Annotated in this window: 18 protein-coding genes; 4 read left to right on the top strand and 14 right to left on the bottom strand. The window is 64.3% G+C overall.

Features of this window, described 5'->3' with window-relative positions; translation table 11 throughout:
* The 9 genes from WN72_RS11870 to glpD all read right to left on the bottom strand — a co-directional run bounded on the left by WN72_RS11870 (window position 1) and on the right by glpD (window position 10,704).
* The gene (locus WN72_RS11870; protein WP_092218124.1) at window positions 1–1,086 is read right to left on the bottom strand and encodes an ABC transporter substrate-binding protein; all 1,086 of its coding nucleotides are present in this window, start codon (window positions 1,084–1,086) and stop codon (window positions 1–3) included.
* A gap of 13 nt (window positions 1,087–1,099) precedes the next feature.
* Complete coding sequence (locus tag WN72_RS11865; protein ID WP_092218125.1) at window positions 1,100–2,566, bottom strand: FAD-binding oxidoreductase; 1,467 nt, start codon at window positions 2,564–2,566, stop codon at window positions 1,100–1,102.
* Window positions 2,567–2,988: 422 nt separating this feature from the next.
* The gene (locus WN72_RS11860; RefSeq protein ID WP_027564315.1) at window positions 2,989–4,731 is read right to left on the bottom strand and encodes an ABC transporter substrate-binding protein; all 1,743 of its coding nucleotides are present in this window, start codon (window positions 4,729–4,731) and stop codon (window positions 2,989–2,991) included.
* 129 nt (window positions 4,732–4,860) lie between these two features.
* Window positions 4,861–5,190 (bottom strand): DUF2160 domain-containing protein, encoded by a 330-nt coding sequence (locus WN72_RS11855; RefSeq protein ID WP_027564314.1) that lies wholly within the window; start codon window positions 5,188–5,190, stop codon window positions 4,861–4,863.
* Between the two features lie 10 nt (window positions 5,191–5,200).
* The gene (locus tag WN72_RS11850; protein ID WP_027564313.1) at window positions 5,201–6,007 is read right to left on the bottom strand and encodes a carbohydrate ABC transporter permease; all 807 of its coding nucleotides are present in this window, start codon (window positions 6,005–6,007) and stop codon (window positions 5,201–5,203) included.
* Window positions 6,007–6,981, bottom strand: a complete 975-nt coding sequence (locus WN72_RS11845; RefSeq protein ID WP_027564312.1) for a carbohydrate ABC transporter permease — start codon at window positions 6,979–6,981, stop codon at window positions 6,007–6,009. The genes WN72_RS11850 and WN72_RS11845 overlap by 1 nt, the downstream gene beginning before the upstream one ends.
* Window positions 6,981–8,066 carry an ABC transporter ATP-binding protein gene (locus WN72_RS11840; RefSeq protein ID WP_027564311.1) on the bottom strand — a complete coding sequence of 362 codons (1,086 nt, stop codon included), beginning with the start codon at window positions 8,064–8,066 and terminating at the stop codon, window positions 6,981–6,983. The genes WN72_RS11845 and WN72_RS11840 overlap by 1 nt, the downstream gene beginning before the upstream one ends.
* Before the next feature lie 11 nt (window positions 8,067–8,077).
* Window positions 8,078–9,157, bottom strand: coding sequence for an ABC transporter ATP-binding protein (locus WN72_RS11835; RefSeq protein WP_092218128.1), 1,080 nt, complete (start codon window positions 9,155–9,157; stop codon window positions 8,078–8,080).
* Window positions 9,154–10,704 carry a glycerol-3-phosphate dehydrogenase gene (gene glpD, locus WN72_RS11830; protein WP_027564309.1) on the bottom strand — a complete coding sequence of 517 codons (1,551 nt, stop codon included), beginning with the start codon at window positions 10,702–10,704 and terminating at the stop codon, window positions 9,154–9,156. Before glpD ends, WN72_RS11835 begins: the two co-directional genes overlap by 4 nt.
* A gap of 231 nt (window positions 10,705–10,935) precedes the next feature.
* Between glpD and WN72_RS11825 the strand changes: the two genes are divergently transcribed.
* Window positions 10,936–11,220, top strand: a complete 285-nt coding sequence (locus WN72_RS11825) for a type II toxin-antitoxin system Phd/YefM family antitoxin (protein ID WP_092218129.1) — start codon at window positions 10,936–10,938, stop codon at window positions 11,218–11,220.
* Window positions 11,217–11,639, top strand: a complete 423-nt coding sequence (locus tag WN72_RS11820; RefSeq protein WP_092218130.1) for a type II toxin-antitoxin system VapC family toxin — start codon at window positions 11,217–11,219, stop codon at window positions 11,637–11,639. The genes WN72_RS11825 and WN72_RS11820 overlap by 4 nt, the downstream gene beginning before the upstream one ends.
* A gap of 4 nt (window positions 11,640–11,643) precedes the next feature.
* On the opposite strand, the gene WN72_RS11815 is transcribed toward WN72_RS11820, so the two are convergent.
* Window positions 11,644–12,489: a DeoR/GlpR family DNA-binding transcription regulator gene (locus WN72_RS11815; protein WP_027564306.1), complete on the bottom strand. Its 846-nt coding sequence runs from the start codon at window positions 12,487–12,489 to the stop codon at window positions 11,644–11,646.
* A 103-nt stretch (window positions 12,490–12,592) separates the two neighbouring features.
* Window positions 12,593–13,279, bottom strand: a complete 687-nt coding sequence (locus tag WN72_RS11810; protein ID WP_092218169.1) for an HAD family hydrolase — start codon at window positions 13,277–13,279, stop codon at window positions 12,593–12,595.
* A gap of 154 nt (window positions 13,280–13,433) precedes the next feature.
* On the opposite strand from WN72_RS11810, the gene WN72_RS11805 reads away from it, so the two are divergent.
* Complete coding sequence (locus WN72_RS11805; RefSeq protein WP_027564304.1) at window positions 13,434–13,886, top strand: nuclear transport factor 2 family protein; 453 nt, start codon at window positions 13,434–13,436, stop codon at window positions 13,884–13,886.
* 371 nt (window positions 13,887–14,257) lie between these two features.
* On the top strand, window positions 14,258–14,650 hold the full coding sequence (locus WN72_RS11800; protein WP_092218131.1) for a nuclear transport factor 2 family protein: 393 nt from the start codon (window positions 14,258–14,260) through the stop codon (window positions 14,648–14,650).
* Between the two features lie 143 nt (window positions 14,651–14,793).
* Here WN72_RS11800 and WN72_RS11795 read toward each other — a convergent pair whose 3' ends face one another.
* The 3 genes from WN72_RS11795 to WN72_RS11785 form a co-directional block, all read right to left on the bottom strand.
* Entirely contained in the window at window positions 14,794–14,985 is a 192-nt protein-coding gene (locus tag WN72_RS11795) for a hypothetical protein (RefSeq protein ID WP_024341426.1), read from the bottom strand.
* 190 nt (window positions 14,986–15,175) lie between these two features.
* The gene (locus WN72_RS11790) at window positions 15,176–15,586 is read right to left on the bottom strand and encodes an acyl-CoA thioesterase (RefSeq protein WP_027564302.1); all 411 of its coding nucleotides are present in this window, start codon (window positions 15,584–15,586) and stop codon (window positions 15,176–15,178) included.
* 7 nt (window positions 15,587–15,593) lie between these two features.
* On the bottom strand, window positions 15,594–17,690 hold the full coding sequence (locus tag WN72_RS11785; protein WP_167381034.1) for a 3-hydroxyacyl-CoA dehydrogenase NAD-binding domain-containing protein: 2,097 nt from the start codon (window positions 17,688–17,690) through the stop codon (window positions 15,594–15,596).
* Window position 17,691 lies beyond the last annotated feature (1 nt).

Here is a 17,691-nt window from a genome sequence, read left to right as displayed (position 1 = left end):
TCAAGCCAGGATCCAGCTGTTGAAGCGCTCGATGACGGCGGCCTGGTTGTCGTACCAGAACTTCGCGTCGATCTTCAGCCCGGCCTTGATGTTGTCAGGATAGGTCGGACAGTTCTTTGCGACCTCGGGCTTGACGTAGTTGAAGGCCTCCGGCTGCGTCAGGCCGGCCGGGAAATATTCGACGAGCGCCGCCTGCCGCTTCGGATCGGAGGCGAACTTGATGAACTCGCGGCAGGCATCGGCGTTCGGCGTGCCGGCGAGGATCGACCAATTGTCGGCACCCCAGATGCCCTGGTTCCAGACAATCTCGACGGGCGCACCGGCCGCCTGCGCGGACTGCGCGCGCGACACCCAGGTCGGAAGCATGTCGATCTCGCCGGAGGTCAGCATCTGCTCGACCTGCGCGCCGCTGGTCCACCACACCGCGACCTGCGACTTGATCTTGTCGAGCGAGGCAAAGGCCTTGTCGAGATCGCAGGGATAGATCTGCGCGGTCGGCGCGCCCGCGCCCATCAGCGCTTCCTCGATCGTGTCGAACGGATGCTTGCGCACCGAACGGCGTCCGGGGAAATCCGCCACGTTCCAGAAATCGGCCCAGGACTGCGGCGCCTTGCGGCCCTTGAAGGCGTCCGTGCGATAGGCCAGCACGGTGGTGTAGACGTTGGTGGCAACGCCGTAGGGCGATGCGTATTCGGCCGGGATCGATTTGATGACGGGCTCGGCTTCGAGGCCGTGCTTCTCCAGATATTGCTTGGCGCCGGTGGTCAGGATCTGGATCGCGGGCCAGGAAATCTTGGCCATGTCCCAGGTGTAGTTCTTGGTGTCGACCATGGTCTTGATCTGCGCGACAGGCTCGGCATTGGCCTGCACGCCGACGACCTCGATCCCGGTCGCCTCGGTGAAGGGCCGGTAGTACACGGCGCCATAGGCCTTGGTGTAGATGCCGCCGTCGTCGCGCACGACGATGCGCTTGCCGGCGGCGCGGGACGGCGACCAGACGGAGGGCGCGGCGAGCGCGACGGCGCCAGCCCCTGCGCCCAGCAGCAGGCGACGGCGGGAAGTGATGATCTTCGGTGCGTTGGTCATGTCAGTCCCCTCTCTACGATGTTGCATTGGTCGGCGAAGCGGCGGCCGCCTCAGTCGCCGATGACGGCGGCAGAACGCGGCCGGGATTGAACAGACCCGATGGGTCGAACGCCTGTTTCACCGCCCGCATCAAGGCGAGCTCGACCGGCGGCTTGTAGCGGGTCATCTCGCCGGTCAGGGTGCGGCCGACGCCGTGCTCGGCGCTGAACGTACCGCGCAGCGAGCTTGCGACGTCGTTCATGGCGCGGCGGATCCGCTGTGCAACGGCGTCGCGATCCGGCAGCGCGTCCCATTCGGCGAAGCTGAAGAAGGGGATGAGGTGGATGTTGCCGTCGCCCATATGGCCGACGATGATGAACGGCAGACCCGGCACGATCGCACGCACGGCCGCCATGGCCTGGTCGATGAAATCAGGCACGGTCGAGACCGGCACCGCGGTGTCCGACGTCAGGCCGACGCCGGCCTTCTTGTTGGCTTCCGACACGCTGTGACGCACCAGCCACATCGCCTTGCGCTGCGCCTCGCTCGATGCGACGACGCCGTCGCTGACGAGCCCGGCCTCTAACGCCTGTTCGAGCACCGTCTGCATCGTCGCGGCGAGCACTGCGGCATCGCCGGTATCGGAGAGTTCGACGAGGACGTGCCAGGTGTTGATCTCTGCGACCGGACAGCGTCGGCCCGGGACCTGCTCCAGCACCAGCTCAATCTGCTTCGCATTCATCAGCTCGAACGCGGAGAGCCGTGAATTGCAGGCGGCCTGGAACAGGCCGAGCACCTTGAGCGCTGCTTGCGGACTGTCGACCGCGAGCCAGGCAACAGCCTCCGCCGTCGGCAGCGGATGCAGTTTCAGCACCGCGCCGGTGATGATGCCGAGCGTCCCCTCTGAACCGATGAAAAGATGCTTGAGGTCGTAGCCGGTGTTGTTCTTGCGCAGCGCGTAGAGGCCATCCCAGATCGAGCCGTCCGGCAGCACGACCTCGAGCCCAAGCACGTTGTCGCGCGTGTTGCCGTAGCGGAGCACGCCGGTGCCGCCGGCATTGGTGCCGATGTTGCCGCCGATCTGGCACGAGCCTTCGGCGCCGAGGCTGACCGGATAGAGCCGGCCGGCGGCAGCGGCGCTCTCCTGGATGGTCGCCAGCACGCAGCCGGCATCGACCACCATGGTGTTGTTGACGGGATCGAGCGAACGGATTCGGCGCATGCGCGTCAACGCGACGATCACGGGCGGCTTGCCCTGCCCCGACGGCGTCGCGCCGCCACAGAGGCTGGTGTTGCCGCCCTGCGGCAGCACCGGCGTTTCATGCGTGACGCAGAGACGGACGATCGCCGCGACCTGCTCCGTCGTCCAGGGCAGCACCGCACAGAGCGCCGGCGCACGAAACCGGCCGCGCCAATCCTCGGTGACAGCAGCGAGATCCTCCTCGCGCGTCAGGACGGCCGTGTCGCCCAGCAACTGCCTGAACGCCTCGATCAATGCCATCTACCGGCCTCCGGAACGGGCCGACGCTGGCCCAAACGGGTTCTGCATAAGTAATCGCAATGCAATTACTTCAATCGCATTATGCTGATCATGAATTCGATGTGACAGGGAGTCAAGCGGGGGCGTCCGGCTGCGTCGCGGCGACGCGCCACACCTCCGCTGGCATTCCCCGCGAAGGCGTGGAATCCAGTACGCCGCGGCCTCTCCGTGGCCCGCTCCCGTCTCTGGAATACTGGATCGCCCGATCAAGTCGGACGATGACACCGAGAATGTGGAAACACCTGCCACAGACTCGTCATTGCAAATGACGCGGGGAGGCGGCGTCCGACACAACGCAAAAAGAAAAAAGGCCGAGATTGCTCCCGGCCTTTCGTGTTTGATGGATGGCCGGGTCAAGCCCGGCCATGACGACGTCTACGACGTCACTTCGCTTCCGCCCGCTTCGGGGGCTGCGCCGGCCACGACTTGATCAGCGTGTCGTAGTCGACCGTCTCGCCCTTCGGCTTCTCGTTGGCGAGCTTGCGCTGCGGCGCGATCGTGCCGTCCTTCTGGGCCTTGGCGAACCAGTACTCGGCCGTCTCCTTCTTGTGCAGCTTCGGACCGCAGGCGCCCTGCACGCCGGACTTCTCCAGGCGCTCCATCACGGAGTCCTGGGCCGCCGCGAGAGCGTCCATGGCCTGCTGCGGCGTCTTCGTACCGGACGACGCATCGCCGATATTCTGCCACCAGAGCTGCGCGAGCTTCGGATAGTCAGGCACGTTGTTGCCGGTCGGGGTCCACTGCACGCGCGCGGGCGAGCGGTAGAACTCGATCAGGCCGCCGAGCTTCGGCGCACGCTCGGTGAACGACTTGTCCCAGATGTCGGATTCACGGATGAAGGTGAGACCGACATGACTCTTCTTCAGCGACACCGTCTTGGAGACGATGAACTGGAGATAGAGCCAGGCCGCTTTGCGGCGGTCAGCCGGAGTCGACTTCAACAGCGTGAGCGAGCCGGCGTCCTGGTAGCCGAGCTTCATGCCTTCCTTCCAGTACGAGCCGTGCGGCGACGGGGCCATACGCCATTTCGGCGTACCGTCCGCGTTCATCACGGCGATGCCGGGCTTCACCATGTCGGCGGTGAAGGCGGTGTACCAGAACATCTGCTGGGCGATGTTGCCCTGCGCCGGCACCGGACCCGACTCGGAGAAGGTCATGCCCTGCGCCTGCGGCGGGGCATACTTCTTCATCCATTCGAGGTACTTGGTGATCGAGTAGACCGCAGCCGGACCGTTGGTGTCGCCGCCGCGCTCGACCGACGAGCCGACCGGACGGCAGCCTTCCATGCGGATGCCCCATTCGTCGACCGGCAGGCCGTTCGGGATGCCCTTGTCGCCGTTACCGGCCATCGACAGCCAGGCGTCGGTGAAACGCCAGCCGAGCGAGGGATCCTTCTTGCCATAGTCCATATGGCCGTAGACCTTGACGCCGTTGATCTCCTTGATGTCGTTGGTGAAGAACTCGGCGATGTCCTCATAGGCCGACCAGTTCACGGGCACGCCGAGCTCGTAGCCATACTTGGCCTTGAACTTGGCCTTGTAGTCGGGGTTGGTGAACCAGTCGTAGCGGAACCAATAGAGGTTGGCGAACTGCTGGTCGGGCAGCTGATAGAGCTTGCCGTCCGGCGCGGTGCCGAACGACTTGCCGATGAAGTCGTTGACGTCGAGCATCGGGTCGGTGACGTCCTTGCCCTCGCCGGTCATGTAGTCCGACAGCGCGATGGTCTGGCCGTAACGGAAGTGCGTGCCGATCAGGTCGGAGTCGTTGATCCAGCCGTCATAGACGTTCTTGCCCGACTGCATCTGGGTCTGCAGCTTCTCGACGACGTCACCTTCTTGAATGATGTCGTGCTTGAGCTTGATGCCGGTGAGCTCGGAGAACGCCTTGGCGAGCGTCTGCGATTCGTATTCGTGGGTGGTAATGGTCTCGGAGACGACGTTGATCTCCATGCCCTTGAACGGTTCGGCCGCCTTCGCGAACCACTCCAGCTCCTTCTTCTGGTCTTCCTTCGACAGCGTCGAGGGCTGGAATTCCGCGATCCACTTCTGGATCGCGGCATCGTCGGCGGCGCGCACCGGCGCCGAGACGGCGAACGACACCGCAACGATGGCGGCGGCGCTGGACATGGTCAGAAAGCTGCTCTTGGTCAATGGACCTTTCCTTCTCCTAAACTGTCGCATGTTGTTCCTCCGTTGCAGCGACAAACTTTTATACAGACCCGGTTGCCCCCGGATCTGGCCGTCCCTTCGCGAGCGTCAGACCGTGCGGAAAATGAGCACGGCCGTGGCCAGCGAAATTCCACTTGCGAGCCAGAGGCTCGAAATCTCAAAGCCATCCTCGCCGATCGGCAGCGTCGCGATCGCGTCGGTACCGACGAGGCCGATCCACAAGAGGTGGATGACGGCCGCCGATATCAGCGAGATGAACAGGCGATCGCCGCGCGTGGTCGGGATGCGCAGCACGCCGACGCGCTCGGCTTCGGGATAGACCGCGGCAAGGTAAGTCATGACCGCGAGCGTGCATGCGAGTGCGGCGAAGAAGATCGCCGTCGGCAGCGTCCAGGCCATCCATGCGATGGATTCCATTGATGCCTCCTCAGACGCGGCCGAGCGCGAAACCGCTCGCGATGTAATTGCGGACAAACCAGATCACGAGCGCGCCCGGAATGATGGTGAGCACGCCGGCCGCCGCAAGCAAGCCCCAGTCCATGCCGGCGGCCGACACCGTGCGCGTCATGATCGCGGCGATCGGCTTTGCGTGCACCGAGGTCAGCGTGCGCGCGAGCAGCAGCTCGACCCAGGAGAACATGAAGCAGAAGAAGGCGGCGACGCCGATGCCGCTAGCAATCAGCGGCACCAGGATCTTGATGAAGAAGCGCGGGAAGGAATAGCCGTCGAGGAAGGCGGTCTCATCGATCTCGCGCGGCACGCCCGAGACGAAGCCCTCGAGGATCCACACCGCGAGCGGAACGTTGAAGATGCAGTGCGCGAGCGCAACCGCCCAGGGCGTATCGAACAGGCCGATCGCCGAATAGAGATTGAAGAACGGCAGCGCATAGACCGCCGCCGGCGCCATGCGGTTCGACAGCAGCCAGAAGAACAAATGCTTGTCGCCGAGGAAGCGATAGCGCGAGAAGGCGTAAGCCGCCGGCAGCGCCACCGAGATCGAGATGATGGTGTTGAGGACGACGTATTCCAGCGAGTTGATATAGCCGGAATACCAGCTCTCGTCGGTGAAGATGCGCTTATAGTGCTGCAAGGTCGGCGTGTGCGGCCACAGCGTCATCGTCGAGACGATCTCGCTGTTGGTCTTGAAGCTCATGTTGATGAGCCAGTAGATCGGCAGCAGCAGGAAGACCAGGAACAGCCCCATGATGAGGCGGCGGCCGGGAATCGAATGCATCAGGCCACTCCTTCCTTTGGCTTGAGCGCGGGCACGGGCTTGAGCGCGGCCGCAGGCTTGGGCTCCAGCGCCGGTTCGCTCTCCGCCTGGACCTTTCGTTCGACGCCGGCATTGGTCATGACGGTGTAGAAGATCCAGCACACGATCAGGATGATCAGATTGTAGACCAGCGACAGCGCGGCGGCCTTGCCGAGGTCGAACTGGCCGAGCGCGATCTTGACCAGCTCGATCGACACGAAGGTGGTGGAATTGCCGGGTCCGCCGCCGGTGACGACGAACGGCTCGGTGTAGATCATGAAGCTGTCCATGAAGCGCAGCAGCACCGCGATCAGCAGCACGCGGTTCATCTTCGGCAGCTGGATCGCCTTGAACACCGCCCAGCGCGAGGCGCCGTCGATCTGGGCCGCCTGGTAATAGGCATCCGGGATCGATTTCAGGCCGGCATAGCAGAGCAGCGCGACAAGGCTGGTCCAGTGCCAGACGTCCATCACGATGACGGTGACCCAGGCGTCGACCTCGTTGGAGACGTAGTTGTAGTCGATGCCCATGGCATTCAGCACGTAGCCGAGCAGGCCGATGTCGGGCCGGCCGAAGATCTGCCAGATCGTGCCGACCACGTTCCACGGAATCAAGAGCGGCAGCGCCAGGATGATGAGGCAGGCCGCGACGGTCCAGCCCTGGCGCGGCATCGACAGCGCGACGACGATTCCGAGCGGCACCTCGATCGCGAGGATCACCATCGAGAAGAACAGGTTTCGCCCGAGGGAAGCGAGAAAGCGGCCGCCGAGATCAGTCGAGGGGTCGAGCAGCTCCTTGAACCAGCCGACACCGTTCCAGAAGAACTGGTTGTTGCCGAAGGTATCCTGCATCGAATAGTTCACCACCGTCATCAGCGGCAGCACCGCCGAGAAGGCGACCACCAGGAACACCGGCAGCACCAGGAACCAGGCTTTTTGGTTGACGGTCTTGTCCATCAGGCGGTTCCCTCAACCAGAAGGCTGTCGGCATAGACGTGGACATGCGACGGATCGAATTTCAGCCCGGCCGTGCCGTCGGATGGCGTGAAGCCCGCCGGCGCGCGCGCCGCGAGCTTGGCGTCGCCAACACGCACACGCGCAAAGCGGATGCGACCGAGATCGTCGATGCGTTCGACCTTCGCGCTGAGCAGGCCGGGCGCGGGCGTGACGGCCTCGACGAATTCGGGGCGCACGCCGATCTCGATCTTGGCGCCTGCCGATAGATTGTCGTAAGCGCGGTTGAGCGCGATGACATGGCCGTCGACCCTGGCCTCGCGTCCCCTCACCTCCGCCGGCAGGATGTTCATGCCGGGCGAGCCGATGAAGTAGCCGACGAAGGTGTGCGCCGGCTTGTCGAACAGCTCGGCCGGCGTGCCGCTCTGCACCACCCGGCCGTCATGCATGACGACGACGGTGTCGGCGAAGGTGAGCGCCTCGGTCTGGTCATGGGTGACGTAGATCATCGTGAGGTCGAGCTCGCGATGCAGCGCCTTCAGCTTGGAGCGCAGCTGCCATTTCAGCTCGGGATCGATCACCGTCAGCGGCTCGTCGAACAGCACGGCGGCAACGTCGGAGCGGACGAGGCCGCGGCCGAGTGAGATCTTCTGCTTGGCGTCGGCCGTGAGCCGCGTGGCTTTGCGGTTCAGATAGGGCTCGAGGTCGAGCAGGCGGCCGATCTCGGCGACGCGCTTGTCGATCTCGGCCTTCGGAACGCCGCGGTTCTTGAGCGGAAACGCGAGGTTCTGCCCCACCGTCATGGTGTCGTAGATCACCGGAAACTGGAACACCTGGGCGATGTTGCGCTTCTGCGTCGACAGCGGCGTGATGTCCTTGCCGTCGAACAGGATCTTGCCGCGCGAGGGCGTGATGATGCCGGAGATCACGTTGAGCAGCGTGGTCTTGCCGCAGCCGCTCGGGCCGAGCAGCGCATAGGCGCCGCCCTGCCGCCAGGTCATGGTGACCGGCTTCAGCGCAAAGCTTTCCTGTGGCGCATCATTGCCGCCGTAGGAATGGGCGAGATCGACGAGGTCAATGCGAGCCATCGCGCATCCCCCTACGAGCTCGGCGCTGCGACCAATCGGTCGGCAGCATCGAAGACAAAGACATCATTCGGATCAAGCACAGCATCGATGGTCTGGCCGGGCTCGAACTCATGCACGCCGTGCAGCACCGCCACCCAGTTCGATCCGTCGCGGGTCAGATGCACGAAACTCTCCGAACCGGTGATCTCGGTCACCGTGACAGTGGCATGGAACGCGTGGCGGTCGGCCTCGCCGTTGGCAAGCCCGAGCTGATGGGCGCGGAAGCCGACGCGATAGGTGCCGTCGGCGAGCGAGGAATAGAGGCCCGAGGCCGGCGAGGCCGTGCCGCCGCCGGCATATTGCACAGAACCGTTCCTCTTCTCGATGCCGACCAGATTGAGCGGCGGATCCGAAAACACCTGTGCGACGCGCAGGGTCTGCGGCCGGCGGTAGACATTGGCGGTCTCGCCCATCTGCAGCGCCTGGCCCTCCCACATGCACACCGTGTTGCCGCCGAGCAGCAGCGCCTCGGTCGGCTCGGTGGTGGCATAGACGAAGATCGCGCCCGAGGCCTCGAAAATGCGCGGCAGCTCGGCACGCAGCTCTTCGCGGAGCTTGTAGTCGAGATTGGCGAGCGGCTCGTCGAGCAGCACGAGATCGGCGCCCTTCACCAGCGCCCGCGCGATCGCGGTGCGCTGCTGCTGGCCGCCTGAGAGCTGGAGCGGCGTGCGCTTCAGGAACGGCTCGAGCCGCAGCAGCTTTGCCGCCTCCGCCACCCGCTTTTCGATCTCCCCGCGCGGCTTGCCCTGCACGCGCAAGGGCGATGCGATGTTCTCGTAGACCGTCAGCGAGGGGTAGTTGATGAATTGCTGATAGACCATCGCGACGGAACGCTGGCGCACGTCGGCGCCGGTGACGTCCTTGCCACCAACCAGCACCCTGCCCGTGCTCGGCTTGTCGAGGCCGGCGAGCAGCCGCATGATCGAGGTCTTGCCCGACAGCGTCGGTCCGAGCAGCACATTCAGCGTGCCGCTTTCGAGCGTCAGCGAGACGTCGCGGATGTGCGCGATGCCGTCGACGGTCCTGGTCACGTGATCGAGTGTCACGCTCATGAACGTCCTCCTGCTTCCAGCAGTGGACTTTGCTGCACAGCGTGGGTCCTGATCCAGTCTTCAAGTGTCGCGATCTCGTCGGCACTTAGTCGCAGGCCGAGCTTGGAGCGGCGCCAGACGATATCCTCGGCGGTGACCGCCCATTCATTGGCCATGAGGTAGCGCACCTCGCGCTCGGTCAGTGTCGCACCGAAGGCCTGGCCGAGATCCGCGGCCGATTTGGCATCGCCGAGCAGCTTGATCGCCCTGGTGCCGTAAGCGCGCGCAAGGCGACGTGCATGCTCATGGCTGAGGAAGGGATAGCCACGCTGAAGCTCGGCGATCAGGCCGTCGACATCGGACACACCCATATCCCCGCCGGGCAGCGGCCATTTGCCGGTCCAGCCCTCGCGCGCTTTCGCACTGCGAAGATAGGGCGCGAGCCGCTCCAGCGCCTCTTCGGCGAGGCGGCGATAGGTGGTGATCTTGCCGCCATAGATCGACAGCAACGGCACGCCGCCGGGGGTGTCGAGCTCGAACACGTAGTCGCGCGTCGCGGCCTTGGCCTCGTTGGCGCCGTCGTCATAGAGCGGTCGCACACCGGAATAGGTCCAGACCACGTCATCGGGCGTGACGGGTTTCGCCAGATACTCGCTCGCCGCCGTGCAGAGATACTGAATCTCCTCGGGCGTCGCCTTCACCTTGGCAGGATCGCCGTCATAGTCGCGATCGGTGGTGCCTATCAGCGTAAAATCGTCCTGATAGGGGATCACGAAGATGATGCGGCCGTCGGCGTTCTGGAACATGTAGGCACGGTCGTGGTCGTAGAGCTTCTTGACCACGATATGCGAGCCCTGCACCAGGCGCACCTTGGCTTTCGCATTGACGCCGGCGCCGCGGCCGAGCACGTCCTCGACCCAGGGACCGCCGGCATTGATCAGGGCCTTCGCCCGAATCGACGAACGTGCACCGGTCAGCGTGTTGACCATGCTGACGGTCCAGATGCCATCGGACTGGCGAATCTCGGTGGCGCGGGTGCGGGTGCGGATCTCGGCGCCCTTGTCGGCGGCATCGCGCGCGTTGAGCACGACGAGGCGGGCGTCATCGACGAAGCAGTCGGAATATTCGAAGGCGCGGCTGTAGCGGTTCGGGATCAGCGGTTTGCCGACCTCGTCACGCTTGAGATCGACCGAACGGGTCGCCGGCAGCAGATGGCGGCCGCCGATGTGATCATAGAGAAAGAGGCCGAGGCGCAGCAGCCAGGCCGGGCGCAGGCCGGCGTGATGCGGCAAAACGAAACGTAAGGGACGGATGATGTGGGGCGCGATGCCCCAGAGGATCTCGCGCTCGATCAGCGCTTCGCGGACGAGCCGAAACTCGTAATATTCGAGATAGCGCAGGCCGCCATGCACCAGCTTGGTCGACCAGGACGAGGTCCCGCTCGCCAGATCGTTCATTTCACACAGGAAAACCGTGTTGCCGCGGCCCACCGCGTCGCGCGCGATGCCGCAGCCGTTAACACCGCCTCCAATGATGGCGAGGTCGAAAATACGCTCCAACAGACGCATCCCCCGGCGACCGCCCGTTCCTTCGAGCGGCTACTTTCGTTTTTGATTAGATCACACCGAAAAACGAAAGCAAGATGAAAGAGAGGCGAAAGGAAGTGAAAGAGGAACTTTTTTGATGGGCAAGAAGCCGAGAAATGAAGCAGCTCGGAGGGGGCAATTTGAAGCAAGCGCGCCGTTGAAAGGTCATCGACGCAGAATTATAGTCATAATAGTCATATTGGTTTCCACTCCATGGTCGACAGCAACCCTGCACCTGCCACGCTTCCGACTGATGACACTTGGACGCTCGCCAATGCCAAGGCACGGCTGTCCGAGGTAATCGATCGCGCCCAAACCGGCCCGCAGGTCATCACCCGCCACGGCAAGCCCAATGCGGTCGTCGTTTCCGTCGAGGAATGGGCGCGCAAGGTCGCTCGCAAAGGTACGCTCGCCGAATTCCTGCTGGCGTCGCCGCTTCGTGGCGCAGACCTTGAGCTCGATCGCGTGCACGACACGCCACGCGACGAAATGCCGTGAACCTGCTGCTCGACGCGAACGTACTGTCCGAGGTTCGGCGGCCTGCGCCTTCGCCGAAAGTTCTGGCGTGGCTTGATACGATCGATGAGGATCGCACTTTCATCAGTGTTGCCTCGATCGCCGAGCTTCGCCGCGGCGTGGCGTTGCTGGAGGACGGCCGTCGGCGCACAGCGTTAGCCGCCTGGCTGACTCATGATCTACCGGCGCGGTTTGCCGAACGCGTCCTGCCGATCGACCACGCGGTGGCGGAACGCTGGGGCGACCTGATGGCGCAGAGCCGCAGAAGTGGCGTCGTATTGTCTGTCATGGACGGCTTCTTTGCCGCAACCGCGCTCGCGAACAGCCTCACGCTCGTCACGCGCAATGTGAAGGATTTTGCACCGTACGGCCTGTCGCTGCTCAACCCGTGGGACGCCTAACACCCTATCTCAGCCGCACCACCGGTGCCGCTTCAGGCGCCGCGTCCTGCGCATCGGCCTGGGTGTCGTCGATATCCGCCCCCTTCGGCATCGCCTCCACCACTTCGATGCCCTTGCTGTGGCAGATGGTGGCGAGGCGCTCGGGGAGCTCCTGATCCGTCACAAAGGTCTGGATCTGGGTCATGTGGGCGATGCGCACCGGCGCGCTGCGGCGGAGCTTTGTGGAATCGGCAACCAGCATGACACTGCGGGCGTTGGCGATGATGGCCTGCGCGACCTGCACCTCGCGATAGTCGAAGTCGAGCAGCGCGCCCTCCTCGTCGATCGCGGACGCCCCGATGATGGCATAGTCGACCTTGAACTGGCCGATCAGCTGCGTCGCGGTCGAGCCGACCACCGCGCCGTCGGCGCGGCGCACCGTGCCGCCGGCCACCACCACCTCGATGCGAGGATGGCGGTAGAGCAGCATGGCGACGTTGAGGTTGTTGGTGATGACGAGAAGATCCTCGTGCGAGGTCAGGGCGCTCGCGACCTCCTCCGTCGTGGTGCCGATGTTGATGAAGAGCGAGCAGCCGTTCGGAATCAGCGATGCGGCGGCAGCGCCAATCGCCTTCTTCTCATCGGCGGCGACGAAGCGGCGCGCCTCGTAGGCGAGATTTTCCACGCCGGAGGCGATGATGGCGCCGCCATGGATGCGGGTCAACGATCTCCGCTCGCAGAGATCGTTGAGATCCTTGCGGATGGTCTGTGCCGAGACCTCGAACCTGCGCGCGAGCTCCTCGACCATGACACGGCCGGAGGCGCGCGCGATGTTGAGAATTTCGGCTTGGCGGTGGGTCAGTCCGGTCACGGCAACGGCCTCAAATCAGGAGGATGCATGGTGCGGCGGTTCGCGGCTTCGGTCAATGTGCGCGCCGATCACGGTTAACGGATGGCCCTCACCACGCCATTTCTTACCAAGTCATGGCGCTGGCCAGATGCGCGAGCAGCTGCGGATCGTCGAAGGCACTGGCGGACGCGACCGCGCCTGATGCAACCAGGTCAGCATGGCTGAGGCTGGTGCGGATGCCGATGGTCGGAATGCCGGCCGCCGTGGCGGATTGCACGCCGGTGCGGGAGTCCTCGAATGCGACCGAAGTCTCCGGCCTCGCCCCGACAAAGTGGAGACCTTCCTGATAGGGCAGCGGATGCGGCTTGCCGTGCGGCAGCTCGGCGCCGATCACGAGCGCCTTGAAGCGGTGCGTGATGCCGAGGCCGGACAGCAGCAGCTCGGCGTTGAGACGCGGCGCGTTGGTCACGGCGACCATGGGAATGCCGGCGCCGTCAGCCTGGTCGAGCAGCGCCATCAGGCCCGGCAGCGGCGCGATCTGCCCGGCCACCAGCGTGCGGAAGACCTCCTCCTTCTCATCGAGGATCAAGGCGCGCCGCTCCGGCGCTTCGTGGGGCAGAAAGCGCTCGCCGATCGCGACATTGGCGAAACCTTGCAGCTCCCTGGAGAAGCGCGCGTGGTCAAAGACATGGCCGTGCGGACCAAGCACCTGGTTGAAGGCCTTCAAATGCAACGGGTCGGTGTCGGCGAGCGTGCCGTCGATGTCGAACAGCAATGCCCTGCCCGTCGTACCCTGTCTGGCCTCGATCATTTCCGTGCTTTCCAAAATGCGCGACGCATCGATGCGCGAGACGTATCAATACGGCCTCGATCGCGCAATGACGCATCCACATGACGACAATGCGGCACTCGACAAAGTCGCGCGCGGCTGCAACACTCCGTGCAAGATCAAAAAGGAGGAAACGATGACGATCAACCGACGCGATCTGGCTCTCTCGACTCTTGCCGTCTCGGCGCTCGCGCTCACATCACCTGCGCTTGCCGCATCGGCGGACGAGGAAGCCGTGGCGAAGAAGGTCGAGGCCTTCCGCCTCGCCCAGATCGCGGCCGACCCGAAGGCGCTCGGCGCGCTGTGCTGGGACGATCTCAGCTACAGCCATTCCAGCGGCAAGGTCGAGGACAAGGCGACCTTCATCGCCAACGCCACCGACGGCAAGTCGAAATTCCTTTCGATCGAATACAAGGACCCGACCATCAAGGTGATCGGCCCCGCCGCGATCGTGCGCTTCCACTGGGTCGCGGAACAGGAGATGGCGGCCGATGGGAAGAAAGTGCCGACCAACCTTCACATCCTGATGAACTGGCAGAAGCAGGGCGACGAGTGGAAGCTGCTGTCGCGGGCCGCAACGAAGTTGTGATGCCCGCTCTTACCCTCTCCCCCTGCGGGAGAGGGTGGCTCGCCGCAAGGCGGCGAGACGGGTGAGGGGTCTCTCTCCGCGAGCGAATGTCTCACTTGTGAGTTTGCCGAGCCAACACCTCATCCGGCGCCATAGCCGAAGCTTTGCTTCGGCGTTCTCTTAGCAACGGCCGCCGAAGGCGGCCTACGCCACCTTCTCCCACAAGCGGAGAAGGAAGAAGACAGCAGCACTGAGGGCTGCATAAAATTCCGACCATACTTTGCGCGTCAGAATTCGCGCCACCTAGCGCAATGCGCCGTATTGCGACCTGACGCTCGACAAAATCAAGTGCGGCTGCAACAGTGGGCGCAAGATCAAGAACGGAGGACACGATGACACTGAATCGCGATCATGCCGCCACGACGGACCACGAGGCGGTGGCAAGAAACGTCGAGGCATTCCGTCTCGCCCAGATCGCAGCCGACCCGAAAGCGCTCAGCGCACTATGCGCGGATGATCTGAGCTACAGCCATTCCAACGGCTTCCTCGAGGACAGGGCGGCCTTCGTCGCCAACGCCACTGACGGCAAGACGGAGTTCCTGTCGATTACGTACAAGGATCCGACCATCAAGATCGTCGGCTCCGCCGCGATTGTGCGCTTCCACTGGCAGGCCGAGATGATGACCGGCGGACAGAAAGTGGCAAACAGCCTTCATATCCTGATGAACTGGCAGAAGCAGGGCGACGATTGGAAGCTGTTGTCACGCTCCGCGACGAAGTTGTGATCGACGCCGTCATTCCGGGACGCCCGACAGGCGCGGGCGATGATGCGCAATTGTGCATCTGAGAATCCATTGGTCGGCAATTTCTGCAGCACGATAGATTCCGGGGTCACGCTTCGCGCGCCCCGGAATAACAGGTGCGACGCTTACGCCGCCTCCTTCACATCGCCGTTAACCAGCTTGCGCGCAGCGCGCTCGGCCTCGCGGGCGTTGCGAAAGAGCTGGCCTTCGAGACGGTTGAAGCGGTGCGACGAGGCGAAGAAGCAATAGCCTCCTTGGGAACGAACGACGATACCTGCGGTCTGCGAATTAACTTCGATGATGTAGCTGTCCGGCATGGTCCGTGAGGTCCTCAGTGCGCGCAGATAACGGCATCCAGGCCCAAAGGTTCCTGGGCATCTGAGGCCGTTTCCACCCCGAATCGACACGCAATTGAGTACGCCGAGACCTCATCCGTTTTGTGACTTGTTCTTGGCGAAGCCGCGACGGATGCGGACGCGACGCCGCGCGATCATCCGCCGCGCGCGCTTACGTCGCGATCGACGTGTCCGTGGAGCGCACCTCCTGCGGACGGCCGTGCTCGTCGATCGAGACATAAGTGAAGTTGCCGTCGGTGACGAGGAACGGATGCTCCTCGCCGCGGCGCAGCGCCCAGGCTTCGAGATGCACGGTCATCGACGTGCGGCCGACCCGCACGAGATTGGCATAGACCGAGACGAGATCGCCGACGTAGACGGCCTTGCGAAAATTCATCGCCTCGATCGCGACCGTCACCGTACGCGACTTCGCGACCTTTGATGCGAACACGCCGCCGCCGACGTCCATCTGGCTGAGCAGCCAGCCACCGAAGATGTCGCCGTTCGCATTGGTGTCGGCGGGCATCGCCAGCGTGCGGATGCAGAGATCGCCGCGCGGGGCGGTATCGGACTTCTCGGTCATGTGGCTCTCACTTGAAATGATCCCAGCCCGGATCGGGCGCGAAGCGTCCGCCGAATCGTTCGGCCAGCGCGCGCAGCGTGGATACAATATTTTCCACGCCGCGCGTGCGCGCATAGTTCAGCGGACCGCCGCGGAACGGCGCATAGCCGGTCCCGAAGATCATCGCGCCGTCGACCGCATCAGGGTCATCGACGATGCCTTCGCGAAGGGCCGCAACGCAGACATTGGACATCGGCAGCACCAGGCGGTCGATCATCTGGTCGGTGACGCGCGGACCGGTCTCAGGCAGCGGCGCCTTCTCGGCCTTGCCGTCCTTCCAGGTGTAAAAACCCTTGCCGGACTTGCGGCCGAGCTCACCCTCGGTGACCTTCTCGCGCAGCCAGGCCGGCGTCGGCGGCAAGAGGTCGCCGAACTTGGCGCGCAGCATGTCGCCGACATCGAGGCAGATATCGAGACCGACCTGATCGGCGAGCTCGATCGGTCCCATCGGCATGCCGAACTGCTCGGCCGCAGCATCGATCAGGCGCTGGTCGATCTTCTCGTCCAGCATCACCATCGCTTCCAGCATGTAGGGCGTCAGCGCGCGGTTGACGAGGAAGCCGGGCGAGCTCTTCACGGGCAGCGGCAGCCGATCGATGGCACCGACGAAGGCGAGCGCTTCCTTTAGCACCTGCGACTCATTGCCGTCGTGGCTGACGACCTCGACAAGCTGCAGCCGCGACACCGGGTTGAAGAAATGCAGGCCAACGAGGCGCTCCGGCCGCGCCAGCGTGGTGCGCAGATCCTGAAGCGGAATGCTGGAGGTGTTGGTCGCAAGGATCGCGCCCGGTTTCATCCGCGGCTCGAGGCCGGCATAGACCTTCTGCTTCAGCTCGAGCTTTTCCGGCACCGCCTCGATGATGAGATCGGCGTTACGCACGCCCTCGCCGTCCATGTCGGGGATCAGTCGATCGAGTGCGTCGCGCACCTCGGTCGGTCTGCGGATGATCTTGCCGTAGAGCTCGGCGGCGCGCTTCACCGCGCCGGCGATCGGCTCGGCCTTCATGTCGGCGAGCGAGACGCGCAGTCCCTGTCCCGCACACCAGGCCGCGATGTCGCCGCCCATGGCGCCGGCGCCGATGACGTGGACGTGCTTGATGGTGTTGCCGGTGCCGGCGGCCTTCTTCATTTGCTCGCGCAGGAAGAAGACGCGGATCAAATTTTGCGCGGTCGGCGTCACCATCAATTTGGCGAAGGAGGCCTGCTCGGCCTTCAGCATCGCGGCCTTGCTGCCGCCATGCGTCTCCCACAGATCGATCAGCGCGTCAGGCGCCGGATAGTGCTCGCGCGATGCAGCCTTCGCTGCCTCCGAGCGCATGCGCTTGGCCAGCAACCCACGCACGGGCCCGAAATTGGCCGCGCGTGTGAGGAGACCCGGACGCGCCCGCTTCAGGCGGCCGAACAGCGCGTCCTTCACGGCGCCCCGGACGTGGCGCTCTTGCGTCACGGTGTCGACGAGGCCGAGCGACTTGGCGCGGCGCGCATCGATGGTGCGCCCCGTAAGCATCAAGGCCATCGACTGCGTCGGGTTGACCAGCGCGGTGAAACGCGCGGTGCCGCCGAGGCCGGGATGCAGGCCCAGCATCACCTCCGGGAAGCCGAAGCGCGCGCCGTCGATGGCGATGCGCGACTGACAGGCGAGCGCAACCTCGAGCCCGCCGCCGAGGCAGAAGCCGTGGATGACCGCGACCGTCGGCAGCTTGAGCGCATCCAGATGATCCACCACCGCATGCGCGGCGCGGATGCGTGTCTCCACCATCTCGGCATCGCTGGCGCCGCGGAATTCGTTGACGTCGGCGCCGGCAATGAAGCCGGACGATTTTGCCGAGCGGATCACGAGACCGGCCGGACGCTCGGTCTCGATTGCCGCGAGCACGGCGTCGAACTCCTCCATCACGTCGGACGAGAGCGTGTTAGCGCTTGCGTCAGCGCGGTCGAACAGCAGCCAGGCAACGCCGTCGGCATCGCGGGTCAGCTTGAAGTGCTTGTACCGGCCGTCCGAAGCGGGCTGCGGTCCGAGCTCCAGCACGCGGTCGCCGAGCGCGGTCATGATCTTTGAATCCATG

Source organism: Bradyrhizobium arachidis (assembly GCF_015291705.1).
In the GTDB taxonomy this organism is placed as follows: domain Bacteria; phylum Pseudomonadota; class Alphaproteobacteria; order Rhizobiales; family Xanthobacteraceae; genus Bradyrhizobium; species Bradyrhizobium arachidis.
The sequence above is the reverse complement of the archived record's forward strand: the minus strand, read 5'-3'. Positions and strand labels throughout refer to the sequence as shown.